Annotated in this window: 13 protein-coding genes; 10 read left to right on the top strand and 3 right to left on the bottom strand. The window is 50.0% G+C overall.

Annotated elements, in window-relative coordinates:
• Nucleotides 1-204: 204 nt before the first annotated feature.
• The 9 genes from tdcA to cyuA all read left to right on the top strand — a co-directional run bounded on the left by tdcA (nt 205) and on the right by cyuA (nt 11,929).
• A complete protein-coding gene (gene tdcA, locus E0D98_RS14890; RefSeq protein ID WP_000104211.1) occupies nt 205-1,143 on the top strand; it encodes a transcriptional regulator TdcA in 939 nt (312 codons plus the stop codon).
• Between the two features lie 98 nt (nt 1,144-1,241).
• Entirely contained in the window at nt 1,242-2,231 is a 990-nt protein-coding gene (gene tdcB, locus E0D98_RS14895; RefSeq protein ID WP_000548347.1) for a bifunctional threonine ammonia-lyase/L-serine ammonia-lyase TdcB, read from the top strand.
• 21 nt (nt 2,232-2,252) lie between these two features.
• Nucleotides 2,253-3,584, top strand: a complete 1,332-nt coding sequence (gene tdcC, locus E0D98_RS14900) for a threonine/serine transporter TdcC (protein WP_000107720.1) — start codon at nt 2,253-2,255, stop codon at nt 3,582-3,584.
• A gap of 25 nt (nt 3,585-3,609) precedes the next feature.
• Nucleotides 3,610-4,818 (top strand): propionate kinase, encoded by a 1,209-nt coding sequence (gene tdcD / locus E0D98_RS14905; RefSeq protein WP_001380074.1) that lies wholly within the window; start codon nt 3,610-3,612, stop codon nt 4,816-4,818.
• 33 nt (nt 4,819-4,851) lie between these two features.
• On the top strand, nt 4,852-7,146 hold the full coding sequence (gene tdcE, locus E0D98_RS14910; RefSeq protein ID WP_000861734.1) for a 2-ketobutyrate formate-lyase/pyruvate formate-lyase: 2,295 nt from the start codon (nt 4,852-4,854) through the stop codon (nt 7,144-7,146).
• A gap of 13 nt (nt 7,147-7,159) precedes the next feature.
• Nucleotides 7,160-7,549: an enamine/imine deaminase gene (locus E0D98_RS14915; protein ID WP_000719990.1), complete on the top strand. Its 390-nt coding sequence runs from the start codon at nt 7,160-7,162 to the stop codon at nt 7,547-7,549.
• A 71-nt stretch (nt 7,550-7,620) separates the two neighbouring features.
• A complete protein-coding gene (gene tdcG / locus E0D98_RS14920) occupies nt 7,621-8,985 on the top strand; it encodes an L-serine ammonia-lyase (protein ID WP_000622115.1) in 1,365 nt (454 codons plus the stop codon).
• 274 nt (nt 8,986-9,259) lie between these two features.
• The gene (locus E0D98_RS14925; RefSeq protein ID WP_000401598.1) at nt 9,260-10,591 is read left to right on the top strand and encodes an amino acid permease; all 1,332 of its coding nucleotides are present in this window, start codon (nt 9,260-9,262) and stop codon (nt 10,589-10,591) included.
• Between the two features lie 27 nt (nt 10,592-10,618).
• Nucleotides 10,619-11,929: a cysteine desulfidase gene (cyuA, locus tag E0D98_RS14930; protein ID WP_000460535.1), complete on the top strand. Its 1,311-nt coding sequence runs from the start codon at nt 10,619-10,621 to the stop codon at nt 11,927-11,929.
• A gap of 211 nt (nt 11,930-12,140) precedes the next feature.
• Here cyuA and yhaL read toward each other — a convergent pair whose 3' ends face one another.
• On the bottom strand, nt 12,141-12,305 hold the full coding sequence (gene yhaL, locus E0D98_RS14935) for a protein YhaL (RefSeq protein WP_001295544.1): 165 nt from the start codon (nt 12,303-12,305) through the stop codon (nt 12,141-12,143).
• 22 nt (nt 12,306-12,327) lie between these two features.
• The gene (locus tag E0D98_RS14940; RefSeq protein ID WP_024215656.1) at nt 12,328-13,029 is read right to left on the bottom strand and encodes a pirin family protein; all 702 of its coding nucleotides are present in this window, start codon (nt 13,027-13,029) and stop codon (nt 12,328-12,330) included.
• Nucleotides 13,030-13,133: 104 nt separating this feature from the next.
• Here E0D98_RS14940 and yhaJ point away from each other — a divergent pair, with 104 nt between their 5' ends.
• Nucleotides 13,134-14,030, top strand: coding sequence for a DNA-binding transcriptional regulator YhaJ (yhaJ, locus tag E0D98_RS14945; RefSeq protein WP_001041010.1), 897 nt, complete (start codon nt 13,134-13,136; stop codon nt 14,028-14,030).
• Nucleotides 14,031-14,080: 50 nt separating this feature from the next.
• On the opposite strand, the gene E0D98_RS14950 is transcribed toward yhaJ, so the two are convergent.
• On the bottom strand, nt 14,081-14,437 hold the full coding sequence (locus E0D98_RS14950; protein ID WP_001198780.1) for a DUF805 domain-containing protein: 357 nt from the start codon (nt 14,435-14,437) through the stop codon (nt 14,081-14,083).
• Between the last annotated feature and the right edge of the window lie 91 nt (nt 14,438-14,528).

Genomic DNA, 14,528 nt, shown 5'->3' on the forward strand with positions numbered 1-14,528 from the left:
TGGTTATCCCCGTCATTTTTTTTGACAAAAATCAGGGTTTATGCTGATTTTTATACTTTAACTTGTTGATATTTAAAGGTATTTAATTTGCGTAACGATACCATGGAAAGTATTGAAAGTTAATTTGTGAGTGGTCGCACATATCCTGTTCATTTCATTTTGATACACTTCATGCCGTCAATGAGGTAATTAACGTAGGTCGTTATGAGCACTATTCTTCTTCCGAAAACGCAGCACCTGGTAGTCTTTCAGGAAGTCATTAGAAGTGGCTCTATCGGCTCGGCTGCAAAAGAATTAGGGTTAACTCAACCAGCCGTCAGTAAAATCATTAACGATATTGAAGATTATTTTGGTGTGGAATTAGTGGTGCGGAAAAATACCGGTGTAACATTAACACCTGCCGGTCAATTGTTACTCTCCCGTTCCGAATCCATTACCCGTGAAATGAAAAATATGGTTAATGAGATAAGCGGTATGTCTTCTGAGGCGGTGGTGGAAGTCTCATTTGGTTTTCCTTCATTGATTGGTTTTACTTTTATGTCAGGGATGATCAACAAGTTCAAAGAGGTGTTCCCGAAAGCGCAGGTTTCTATGTATGAAGCGCAACTGTCTTCGTTCTTACCGGCAATCCGCGACGGTCGACTGGATTTTGCGATTGGTACGTTAAGTGCAGAAATGAAGCTTCAGGATTTACATGTTGAGCCGCTGTTCGAGTCCGAGTTTGTGCTGGTAGCCAGTAAGTCCCGAACATGCACCGGCACCACCACGCTGGAGTCGTTGAAGAACGAACAGTGGGTGTTGCCACAAACCAATATGGGGTACTACAGCGAGCTTCTTACTACGTTACAAAGAAATGGCATCAGTATTGAAAACATCGTTAAAACCGACTCAGTCGTGACAATTTATAATCTTGTTCTCAATGCTGATTTCTTAACTGTAATTCCTTGTGATATGACGTCACCTTTTGGTTCAAATCAATTTATTACTATTCCGGTTGAAGAAACATTACCTGTGGCACAATATGCCGCGGTATGGTCGAAAAATTATCGTATTAAAAAAGCAGCATCGGTTTTGGTGGAATTAGCCAAAGAGTATTCATCTTATAATGGGTGTAGACGAAGGCAATTAATAGAAGTTGGTTAGTTATTTGTTTTTATTTAAACATAAATAATCCACCTGTCTGTTTTGCAGGTGTCGGTTACGGTTACCTACATATTTAATTCAGGCGAAGAGGTTTTATAATGCATATTACATACGATCTGCCGGTTGCTATTGATGACATTATTGAAGCGAAACAACGACTGGCTGGGCGAATTTATAAAACAGGCATGCCTCGCTCAAACTATTTTAGTGAACGTTGCAAAGGTGAAATATTCCTGAAGTTTGAAAATATGCAGCGTACGGGTTCATTTAAAATTCGTGGCGCATTTAATAAATTAAGTTCACTGACTGATGCGGAAAAACGTAAAGGTGTAGTGGCCTGTTCTGCGGGCAACCATGCGCAAGGGGTCTCGCTCTCCTGCGCGATGCTGGGTATCGACGGTAAAGTGGTGATGCCAAAAGGTGCGCCAAAATCCAAAGTAGCGGCAACGTGCGACTACTCCGCAGAAGTCGTTCTGCATGGTGATAATTTCAACGACACTATCGCTAAAGTGAGCGAAATTGTCGAAATGGAAGGCCGTATTTTTATCCCACCTTACGATGATCCGAAAGTGATTGCTGGCCAGGGAACGATTGGTCTGGAAATTATGGAAGATCTCTATGATGTCGATAACGTGATTGTGCCAATTGGTGGTGGCGGTTTAATTGCTGGTATTGCGGTGGCAATTAAATCTATTAACCCGACCATTCGTGTTATTGGCGTACAGTCTGAAAACGTTCACGGCATGGCGGCTTCTTTCCACTCCGGAGAAATAACCACGCACCGAACTACCGGCACCCTGGCGGATGGTTGTGATGTCTCCCGCCCGGGTAATTTAACTTACGAAATCGTTCGTGAATTAGTCGATGACATCGTGCTGGTCAGCGAAGACGAAATCAGAAACAGTATGATTGCCTTAATTCAGCGCAATAAAGTCGTCACCGAAGGCGCAGGCGCTCTGGCATGTGCTGCATTATTAAGCGGTAAATTAGACCAATATATTCAAAACAGAAAAACCGTCAGTATTATTTCCGGCGGCAATATCGATCTTTCTCGCGTCTCTCAAATCACCGGTTTCGTTGACGCTTAATTAATTCGTTGAGGATAGGATATGAGTACTTCAGATAGCATTGTATCCAGCCAGACAAAACAATCGTCCTGGCGTAAATCAGATACCACATGGACGTTAGGCTTGTTTGGTACGGCAATCGGCGCCGGGGTGCTGTTCTTCCCTATCCGCGCAGGTTTTGGCGGACTGATCCCGATTCTTCTGATGTTGGTATTGGCATACCCCATCGCATTTTATTGCCACCGGGCGCTGGCGCGTCTGTGTCTTTCTGGCTCTAACCCTTCCGGCAACATTACGGAAACGGTGGAAGAGCATTTTGGTAAAACTGGCGGCGTGGTTATCACGTTCCTGTACTTCTTCGCGATTTGCCCACTGCTGTGGATTTATGGCGTTACTATTACCAATACCTTTATGACGTTCTGGGAAAACCAGCTCGGATTTGCACCGCTGAATCGCGGCTTTGTGGCGCTGTTCCTGTTGCTGCTGATGGCTTTCGTCATCTGGTTTGGTAAGGATCTGATGGTTAAAGTGATGAGCTACCTGGTATGGCCGTTTATCGCCAGCCTGGTGCTGATTTCTCTGTCGCTGATCCCTTACTGGAACTCTGCAGTTATCGACCAGGTTGACCTCGGTTCGCTGTCGTTAACCGGTCATGACGGTATCCTGATCACTGTCTGGCTGGGGATTTCCATCATGGTTTTCTCCTTTAACTTCTCGCCAATCGTCTCTTCCTTCGTGGTTTCTAAACGTGAAGAGTATGAGAAAGACTTCGGTCGCGACTTCACCGAACGTAAATGTTCCCAAATCATTTCTCGTGCCAGCATGCTGATGGTTGCAGTGGTGATGTTCTTTGCCTTTAGCTGCCTGTTTACGCTGTCTCCGGCCAACATGGCGGAAGCCAAAGCGCAGAATATTCCAGTGCTTTCTTATCTGGCTAACCACTTTGCGTCCATGACCGGTACCAAAACAACGTTCGCAATTACACTGGAATATGCGGCTTCCATCATCGCACTCGTGGCTATCTTCAAATCTTTCTTCGGTCACTATCTGGGGACGCTGGAAGGCTTGAATGGTCTGATTCTGAAGTTCGGTTATAAAGGCGACAAAACTAAAGTGTCGCTGGGTAAACTGAACACTATCAGCATGATCTTCATCATGGGCTCCACCTGGGTTGTTGCCTACGCCAACCCGAACATCCTCGACCTTATTGAAGCCATGGGCGCACCGATTATCGCATCCCTGCTGTGCCTGTTGCCGATGTATGCCATCCGTAAAGCGCCGTCTCTGGCGAAATACCGTGGTCGTCTGGATAACGTGTTTGTTACCGTGATTGGTCTGCTGACCATCCTGAACATCGTATACAAACTGTTTTAATCCGTAACTCAGGATGAGAAAAGAGATGAATGAATTTCCGGTTGTTTTGGTTATTAACTGTGGTTCGTCTTCGATTAAGTTTTCCGTACTCGATGCCAGCGACTGTGAAGTATTAATGTCAGGTATTGCCGACGGTATTAACTCGGAAAATGCATTCTTATCCGTAAATGGGGGAGAGCCAGCACCGCTGGCTCACCACAGCTACGAAGGTGCATTGAAGGCAATTGCATTTGAACTGGAAAAACGGAATTTAAATGACAGTGTGGCCTTAATTGGCCACCGCATCGCTCACGGCGGCAGTATTTTTACCGAGTCCGCCATTATTACCGATGAAGTCATTGATAATATCCGTCGCGTTTCTCCACTGGCACCCCTGCATAATTACGCCAATTTAAGTGGTATTGAATCGGCGCAGCAATTATTTCCGGGCGTAACTCAGGTGGCGGTATTTGATACCAGTTTCCACCAGACGATGGCTCCGGAAGCTTATTTATACGGCCTGCCGTGGAAATATTATGAAGAGTTAGGTGTACGCCGTTATGGTTTCCACGGCACGTCGCACCGCTATGTTTCCCAGCGCGCACATTCGCTGCTGAATCTGGCGGAAGATGACTCCGGCCTGGTTGTGGCGCATCTTGGCAATGGCGCGTCAATCTGCGCGGTTCGCAACGGTCAGAGTGTTGATACTTCAATGGGAATGACGCCGCTGGAAGGCTTGATGATGGGTACCCGCAGTGGCGATGTCGACTTTGGTGCGATGTCCTGGGTCGCCAGCCAAACCAACCAGAGCCTGGGTGACCTGGAACGCGTAGTGAATAAAGAGTCGGGATTATTAGGTATTTCCGGTCTTTCTTCGGATTTACGTGTTCTGGAAAAAGCCTGGTATGAAGGTCACGAACGCGCGCAACTGGCAATTAAAACCTTTGTTCACCGAATTGCCCGTCATATTGCCGGACACGCAGCTTCATTACGTCGCCTGGATGGAATTATATTCACCGGCGGAATAGGAGAGAATTCAAGCTTAATTCGTCGTCTGGTCATGGAACATTTGGCTGTATTAGGCGTAGAGATTGATACAGAAATGAATAATCGCTCTAACTCCTGTGGTGAGCGAATTGTTTCCAGTGAAAATGCGCGTGTCATTTGTGCCGTTATTCCGACTAACGAAGAAAAAATGATTGCTTTGGATGCCATTCATTTAGGCAAAGTTAACGCGCCCGCAGAATTTGCATAATTTAGTTGAAGTATTGTAGAGAGATTATTTTTCATGAAGGTAGATATTGATACCAGCGATAAGCTGTACGCCGACGCATGGCTTGGCTTTAAAGGTACGGACTGGAAAAACGAAATTAATGTCCGCGATTTTATTCAACATAACTATACACCGTATGAAGGCGATGAATCTTTCCTCGCCGAAGCGACGCCTGCCACCACGGAATTGTGGGAAAAAGTAATGGAAGGCATCCGTATCGAAAATGCAACCCACGCGCCGGTTGATTTCGATACCAATATTGCCACCACAATTACCGCTCATGATGCGGGATATATTAACCAGCCGCTGGAAAAAATTGTTGGCCTGCAAACGGATGCGCCGTTGAAACGTGCGCTACACCCGTTCGGTGGCATTAATATGATTAAAAGTTCATTCCACGCCTATGGCCGAGAAATGGACAGTGAATTTGAATATCTGTTTACCGATCTGCGTAAAACCCATAACCAGGGCGTATTTGATGTTTACTCACCGGATATGCTGCGCTGCCGTAAATCTGGCGTGCTGACCGGTTTACCAGATGGCTATGGCCGTGGGCGCATTATCGGTGACTATCGCCGCGTAGCGCTGTATGGCATCAGTTATCTGGTACGTGAACGCGAACTGCAATTTGCCGATCTCCAGTCTCGTCTGGAAAAAGGCGAGGATCTGGAAGCCACCATCCGTCTGCGTGAGGAGCTGGCAGAGCATCGTCATGCGCTGTTGCAGATTCAGGAAATGGCGGCGAAATATGGCTTTGATATCTCTCGCCCGGCGCAGAATGCGCAGGAAGCGGTGCAGTGGCTCTACTTCGCTTATCTGGCGGCAGTGAAATCGCAAAATGGCGGCGCGATGTCGCTGGGTCGCACGGCATCGTTCCTCGATATCTACATTGAGCGCGACTTTAAAGCTGGCGTACTCAATGAGCAGCAGGCACAGGAACTGATCGATCACTTCATCATGAAGATCCGTATGGTACGCTTCCTGCGTACACCGGAATTTGATTCGCTGTTCTCCGGCGACCCAATCTGGGCGACGGAAGTGATCGGCGGGATGGGGCTGGACGGTCGTACGCTGGTGACCAAAAACTCCTTCCGCTATTTGCACACCCTGCACACTATGGGGCCGGCACCGGAACCTAACCTGACCATTCTTTGGTCGGAAGAATTACCGATTGCCTTCAAAAAATATGCCGCGCAGGTGTCGATCGTCACCTCTTCCTTGCAGTATGAAAATGACGATCTGATGCGTACTGACTTCAACAGCGACGATTACGCGATTGCCTGCTGCGTCAGCCCAATGGTGATTGGTAAGCAAATGCAGTTCTTTGGTGCACGCGCTAACCTGGCGAAAACGCTGCTCTACGCAATTAACGGCGGGGTGGACGAGAAGCTGAAGATTCAGGTCGGGCCGAAAACAGCACCGCTGATGGACGACGTGCTGGATTACGACAAAGTGATGGACAGCCTCGATCACTTCATGGACTGGCTGGCGGTGCAGTACATCAGCGCGCTGAATATCATTCACTACATGCACGACAAGTACAGCTACGAAGCTTCGCTGATGGCGCTGCACGATCGTGATGTCTATCGCACTATGGCATGCGGCATCGCGGGCCTGTCGGTGGCGACGGACTCCCTGTCTGCCATCAAATATGCCCGCGTGAAACCAATCCGTGACGAAAACGGCCTGGCGGTGGACTTTGAAATCGACGGTGAATATCCGCAGTACGGCAACAACGACGAGCGCGTAGACAGCATTGCCTGCGACCTGGTTGAACGCTTTATGAAGAAAATTAAAGCGCTGCCAACCTATCGCAACGCCGTCCCTACCCAGTCGATTCTGACTATCACTTCTAACGTGGTGTACGGCCAGAAAACCGGTAATACGCCGGACGGTCGTCGCGCCGGAACACCGTTCGCGCCGGGCGCTAACCCGATGCATGGTCGTGACCGCAAAGGTGCCGTGGCCTCATTGACGTCGGTGGCGAAACTGCCGTTCACCTACGCCAAAGATGGGATCTCGTACACCTTCTCAATCGTTCCTGCGGCGCTGGGCAAAGAAGATCCAGTACGTAAAACCAACCTTGTCGGCCTGCTGGATGGGTATTTCCACCACGAAGCGGATGTCGAAGGCGGTCAACACCTCAACGTCAACGTAATGAATCGGGAAATGCTGCTGGATGCCATCGAGCACCCGGAAAAATATCCTAACCTGACAATCCGTGTCTCTGGCTACGCCGTGCGCTTCAACGCACTGACCCGTGAACAGCAACAGGATGTTATTTCACGTACTTTTACCCAGGCGCTCTGACGCCGGAGGATGTATGAAAAAGATTATCGAAACGCAACGTGCCCCAGGCGCAATCGGCCCTTATGTTCAGGGCGTTGATTTAGGCAGCATGGTCTTCACCTCCGGGCAAATTCCGGTTTGCCCGCAGACCGGTGAGATCCCGGCTGATGTGCAAGATCAGGCGCGTTTAAGCCTCGAAAACGTCAAAGCGATCGTGGTTGCTGCCGGGCTGAGCGTGGGCGATATCATCAAGATGACCGTGTTCATCACCGATCTGAATGATTTTGCCACCATCAATGAAGTCTATAAGCAGTTCTTCGATGAGCATCAGGCGACCTACCCGACCCGGAGCTGTGTGCAGGTTGCGCGTTTGCCGAAAGATGTGAAGCTGGAAATTGAAGCTATCGCAGTACGTAGTGCGTAAAGCCTCGTGAGCGGGACGGTCGCAAGGTCGTTCCGCTCCACTTCACTGAACGGCAATCCGAGGGTGTGGATATGATTAGTGCATTCGATATTTTCAAAATTGGGATTGGTCCCTCCAGTTCGCATACCGTGGGGCCAATGAATGCCGGAAAAAGTTTTATTGATCGGCTGGAAAGTAGCGGCTTATTAACCGCGACGAGCCATATTGTGGTCGATCTGTATGGGTCGTTGTCACTGACGGGCAAAGGCCATGCCACGGATGTCGCCATTATCATGGGACTGGCAGGAAACAGTCCGCAGGATGTTGTCATTGATGAGATCCCTGCATTTATAGAGTTAGTAACGCGCAGCGGGCGGCTGCCAGTGGCATCTGGTGCGCATATTGTTGATTTTCCTGTAGCAAAGAACATTATCTTCCATCCCGAAATGTTGCCTCGCCATGAGAACGGAATGCGGATCACTGCCTGGAAGGGACAGGAAGCGCTATTAAGTAAAACCTATTACTCTGTCGGCGGCGGGTTTATTGTCGAAGAAGAACACTTCGGCCTGTCGCACGATGTCGAAACGTCCGTACCTTACGATTTCCACTCAGCAGGTGAACTGCTGAAAATGTGTGATTACAACGGCCTGTCTATATCTGGCCTGATGATGCACAACGAGCTAGCGCTGCGCAGTAAAGCGGAAATTGACGCAGGGTTTGCCCGTATCTGGCAAGTGATGCATGACGGTATTGAACGCGGGATGAACACTGAAGGCGTGCTGCCTGGTCCGCTCAATGTGCCGCGTCGTGCCGTAGCGCTGCGTCGTCAGCTGGTTTCCAGCGATAACATCTCTAACGATCCGATGAATGTCATCGACTGGATCAACATGTACGCGCTGGCGGTTAGTGAAGAAAACGCAGCTGGCGGGCGCGTGGTAACGGCACCGACTAACGGTGCGTGCGGCATTATTCCGGCAGTGCTGGCTTATTACGATAAGTTCCGTCGTCCGGTAAACGAGCGGTCAATTGCCCGCTATTTTCTGGCAGCGGGGGCTATTGGCGCGCTGTATAAAATGAACGCCTCCATCTCTGGCGCGGAGGTCGGCTGTCAGGGGGAGATTGGCGTGGCCTGTTCAATGGCGGCGGCAGGGTTAACTGAACTACTGGGCGGCAGTCCGGCGCAGGTATGCAATGCGGCGGAAATCGCGATGGAGCATAACCTTGGGCTGACCTGCGATCCGGTTGCCGGACAGGTACAAATCCCGTGCATTGAACGTAATGCCATTAATGCCGTGAAAGCAGTAAACGCCGCGCGGATGGCGATGCGCCGCACCTCGGCACCGCGTGTTTCACTCGATAAAGTGATCGAGACGATGTATGAAACCGGCAAAGATATGAACGATAAATACCGCGAAACATCACGCGGAGGACTGGCCATTAAAGTGGTCTGCGGCTGACATTGCTGTCAGCTTTCATCCTTGGGTGCACAAATGTGCACCTTTTTTTTGTGATCTGCCGCAAATAGAGAATGAATATTCTCTTGCGATTAATTTAGTAGAAAATTCTTATCCATCTCCGTTATTTCAAAGTCTTGATTGTGAAGATTTTCTCTGACCTCGCGCGTATCATTTCTTTATTCTAATAACTCGCCTGCAAAAACGTAGACCGCATATCGCCTTGATGCGGCTCGGAAAAAAATAATAAGCCCTACAAAATATTGAGCGAGAAATTATGGAAATTGCATCGAATAAAGGCGTCATTGCAGACGCTTCGACCCCGGCGGGTCGTGCTGGAATGAGTGAGAGCGAGTGGCGAGAAGCGATCAAATTCGACAGTACTGACACCGGCTGGGTGATTATGAGTATCGGGATGGCGATTGGCGCGGGGATTGTTTTTCTCCCGGTGCAGGTCGGTTTGATGGGATTGTGGGTATTTTTGCTCTCATCGGTGATTGGTTACCCGGCAATGTATCTGTTTCAGCGGTTGTTTATTAATACGCTGGCAGAATCACCAGAATGTAAAGATTACCCGAGTGTCATTAGCGGTTATTTAGGTAAAAACTGGGGCATCCTGTTAGGTGCGCTCTATTTCGTAATGCTGGTGATTTGGATGTTCGTCTATTCCACCGCCATCACCAACGATAGTGCTTCCTATCTGCATACCTTCGGCGTGACGGAAGGGTTGCTGTCAGACAGTCCCTTTTATGGTCTGGTACTGATTTGCATTCTGGTGGCGATCTCTTCACGCGGCGAGAAATTGTTATTCAAAATTTCGACCGGCATGGTGCTGACCAAGCTGCTGGTGGTCGCGGCGCTGGGCGTGTCGATGGTGGGAATGTGGCATCTGTATAACGTCGGTTCGCTACCGCCGCTGGGGCTGCTGGTGAAAAACGCCATTATTACGCTGCCGTTTACCCTGACGTCGATTCTGTTTATCCAGACGTTAAGCCCGATGGTGATCTCTTATCGCTCGCGGGAAAAATCAATTGAAGTGGCGCGGCATAAAGCATTGCGGGCAATGAATATCGCGTTTGGCATTTTGTTTGTCACCGTCTTTTTCTACGCCGTGTCGTTCACGCTGGCGATGGGACATGACGAAGCGGTAAAAGCCTATGAGCAGAATATTTCCGCGCTGGCGATTGCCGCACAGTTTATTAGCGGTGACGGCGCAGCGTGGGTGAAAGTGGTCAGCGTCATTCTCAATATCTTTGCTGTCATGACTGCATTCTTTGGCGTCTATTTAGGCTTTCGCGAAGCAACGCAAGGGATCGTAATGAACATCCTGCGTCGCAAGATGCCTGCCGAGAAGATTAACGAAAATCTTGTTCAGCGCGGCATCATGATTTTCGCCATTTTGCTGGCCTGGAGCGCCATCGTACTGAACGCACCGGTGTTGAGCTTCACCTCTATCTGTAGCCCGATTTTCGGCATGGTAGGGTGCCTGATCCCGGCGTGGCTGGTTTACAAAGTACCGGCATTGCACAAATACAAAGGAATGTCTCTGTACCTGATTATCGTCACTGGTTTGTTGCTTTGTGTTTCTCCGTTCCTGGCATTTTCTTGATTTACCTGAAATTTTAAGGTTTTTAATATGTTTGATTCGACTTTAAATCCGTTATGGCAGCGTTACATCCTTGCAGTTCAGGAGGAAGTAAAACCGGCGCTGGGATGTACTGAACCGATTTCACTGGCGCTGGCGGCGGCGGTTGCTGCGGCAGAACTGGAAGGTCCGGTTGAACGTGTAGAAGCCTGGGTTTCGCCAAATCTGATGAAGAACGGTCTGGGCGTCACCGTTCCCGGCACGGGAATGGTGGGGCTGCCGATTGCGGCGGCGCTGGGGGCGTTAGGTGGAAATGCCAACGCCGGGCTGGAAGTGCTGAAAGACTCAACTGCGCAGGCAATTGCCGATGCCAAAGCACTGCTGGCGGCGGGGAAAGTCTCCGTTAAGATCCAGGAACCTTGCAATGAAATCCTCTTCTCACGCGCCAAAGTCTGGCACGGTGAGAAGTGGGCGTGTGTCACCATCGTCGGCGGGCATACCAACATTGTGCATATTGAGACGCACAATGGTGTGGTGTTTACCCAGCAGGCGTGTGTGGCAGAGGGCGAGCAAGAGTCTCCGCTGACGGTGCTTTCCAGAACGACGCTGGCTGAGATCCTGAAGTTCGTCAATGAAGTCCCGTTTGCGGCGATCCGCTTTATTCTCGATTCCGCGAAGCTAAATTGTGCGTTATCGCAGGAAGGTTTGAGCGGTAAGTGGGGGCTGCATATTGGCGCGACGCTGGAAAAACAGTGCGAGCGCGGTTTGCTGGCGAAAGATCTCTCTTCATCCATTGTGATTCGTACCAGCGCGGCATCCGATGCGCGTATGGGCGGCGCTACGCTTCCGGCTATGAGTAACTCCGGCTCGGGTAACCAGGGGATCACCGCAACAATGCCTGTGGTGGTGGTAGCAGAACACTTCGGAGCGGATGATGAACGGCTGGCGCGTGCGCTGATGCTTTCTCATTTGAGCGCAATTTACATCCATAACCAGTTACCGCGTTTGTCTGCGCTGTGTGCCGCAACGACCGCAGCAATGGGGGCCGCCGCCGGGATGGCATGGCTGGTGGATGGGCGTTATGAAACCATCTCGATGGCGATCAGCAGTATGATCGGCGATGTCAGCGGCATGATTTGCGATGGTGCGTCGAACAGCTGCGCGATGAAGGTTTCGACCAGTGCTTCGGCTGCGTGGAAAGCGGTGTTAATGGCGCTGGATGATACCGCCGTGACCGGCAATGAAGGGATCGTGGCGCATGATGTTGAGCAGTCGATTGCCAACCTGTGTGCGTTAGCAAGCCATTCGATGCAGCAAACGGATCGGCAGATTATCGAGATTATGGCGAGCAAGGCCAGATAAACGCCAGGTTTTGAGTATTGTGCCGGATGCGATGCTGGCGCACCTTATCCGGCCTACGGGGTGCTCAACTTGTTGATGTTGTTGTGTTTTGTACCTGATGCCGGATGCGATGCTGGCGCATCTTATCCGGCCTACGGGTTGTTTAATTCGTTAATGTTGTTGGATTTTGTAGGCCGGATAAGGCGTTTTCGCCGCATCCGGCAACCTGTCTTTACGCGGTAGCTTCATCCTCGGCTAAACGCGTTTCAGCATCCGCGACGATGGCTTCCAGCTCGCTCAACATCTCTTCATAGCCAAAATTTTTGGCGGTGCGAGCAGGTTCTTTCGCCACCACGGGCTTCACTGGCTGGCGCTTTTTGGCCGATTTTTTACTCATCATCATCTCCCTGTAAAAACAACTAGACAGGCAAATCTATCAGCAAAGCGCGCAGTGGGGAATCGGCAACCAGCGTAATGTTAGCCTCGTCACGAATAAACGCCCCATCACCGCAGGTCAGCGCCGCTTTCTCTTCATGATGCGTAAACGCATGAAATTTCCCGTGAATCGATTGCAAATACGCGCGTGGCCCATGCAACTGGAAATTCGCACTTTCGCCTTTGTCGAGCACGATATGGTGCAGCCACACTTGCTGGCGTAATTGCAGGCTTCCCATCGTACCCTCTGGCGAGGCGATTAATTGCTGCTTGCCCATATTAAGCGCCAGTTTTTGAATCAGCGGATTCTCTCGCTGCGGGCAGGCGTCCAGCCAAAGCTGCATTCGTGTTAACGGTTTGTCTTTGCTGAGATTGTGTTCGCTGTAGCTGACACCCGGCTGGGTAGAGAGCAGCAACGCCTCACCGGCGCTGGCCTGAACATGATTGCCTTCGCTGTCGCGATACTCTGCTTCTCCATCCAGAATCACATTTAAAATATCGACTTTGGGATAGGTTCGCGGCTGAAAGGCGGCACCTGGGGCCAGCACTTCCTGGTTAAGCACACGCAGGGAGGCATAGCCTAACAATTTCGGGTCGAAGTAGTGTCCAAAGGAAAAAGTATACCGGGCCTGCAACCATCCGTAGTCTGCTTGTCCACACTGCCTGGCAGTTCGGGTAGTAATCATAATTCTTGACCTCTCTTTACTTCCTTTTATGGTAAGGGGCTGGACGCTACATTGTTAGCCAGATATTCTGCCCGGTATGTTCAAATTTCCTGAATGAGAACGAAATGGCCAAAGAAAGGGCATTAACGCTGGAAGCACTACGGGTTATGGATGCGATCGATCGCCGGGGCAGTTTTGCGGCGGCGGCGGATGAGCTGGGACGCGTGCCTTCCGCACTTAGCTACACCATGCAAAAACTGGAAGAAGAGCTGGATGTGGTGCTGTTTGACCGCTCGGGCCATCGCACCAAATTCACCAATGTCGGGAGGATGTTGCTGGAGCGAGGGCGCGTTTTGCTGGAAGCCGCAGATAAACTGACTACCGATGCGGAAGCCCTCGCGCGCGGTTGGGAAACGCATCTCACCATTGTGACCGAAGCGCTGGTACCGACACCTGCCTTTTTCCCGTTAATCGACAAACTGGCGGCAAAAGCCAATACCCAACTGGCAATCATCACCGAAGTGCTGGCGGGGGCGTGGGAACGACTGGAGCAGGGGCGGGCGGATATTGTTATCGCGCCGGATATGCATTTTCGTTCCTCGTCGGAGATCAACTCGCGCAAGCTCTATACGTTAATGAACGTCTACGTTGCCGCGCCTGATCACCCGATTCATCAGGAGCCGGAACCGTTATCTGAAGTGACGCGCGTGAAATATCGTGGAATTGCGGTAGCGGATACCGCTCGTGAGCGCCCGGTGTTGACCGTACAGCTGCTGGACAAACAGCCGCGCTTAACGGTGAGCACGATTGAAGATAAACGTCAGGCATTACTGGCGGGGCTTGGCGTGGCGACGATGCCGTATCCGATGGTCGAAAAAGATATTGCGGAAGGGCGGTTGCGTGTCGTCAGCCCGGAATCGACCAGCGAGATCGATATTATTATGGCCTGGCGTCGTGACAGTATGGGGGAAGCGAAATCCTGGTGTCTGCGGGAAATTCCCAAACTTTTTAGCGGAAAATAATATTTGTTATTATTAATAAAAAGGGGCGAAATGTCGCCCCAATTCTAAGATTAATTTGAACCAAACTTAGGATCGTTTCCGTAACGATTGCTGCCAGAATTGCCTTCTAAACAGGCAAATACAAACAGAACTAACCAGCCAATGATCGGTACCAGATAGAGAAGCGCCCACGCACCTGAACGGTCAGTATCGTGCAGACGACGAACACACAGAGCAATGACCGGAATGATTGTTGCTGCCAGGTAAATGAGAGAAAGGAATGGAAACTCTAAACCTAAAATCAATTGAATGACATTGATAATAGCGCCGACGATGGCGTTAATCAGAGTAAACATCCAGTACTCTTTACGACGTGCGCGACCAGAGAAACCAACATAATTTTTTAATACGGCTAAATACCACTGCATAAAAACATCCCTTTAATTAAAAGTGACGAAAGTCTATTCCGGGTATTGTGTAAATGCTATTCGTATCTTTCTTTTTCGGATGTTATAAAGG

Origin of the sequence: Escherichia sp. KCJ4928 (genome assembly GCF_004352695.1) — a bacterium.
Lineage (GTDB): Bacteria > Pseudomonadota > Gammaproteobacteria > Enterobacterales > Enterobacteriaceae > ECMA0423.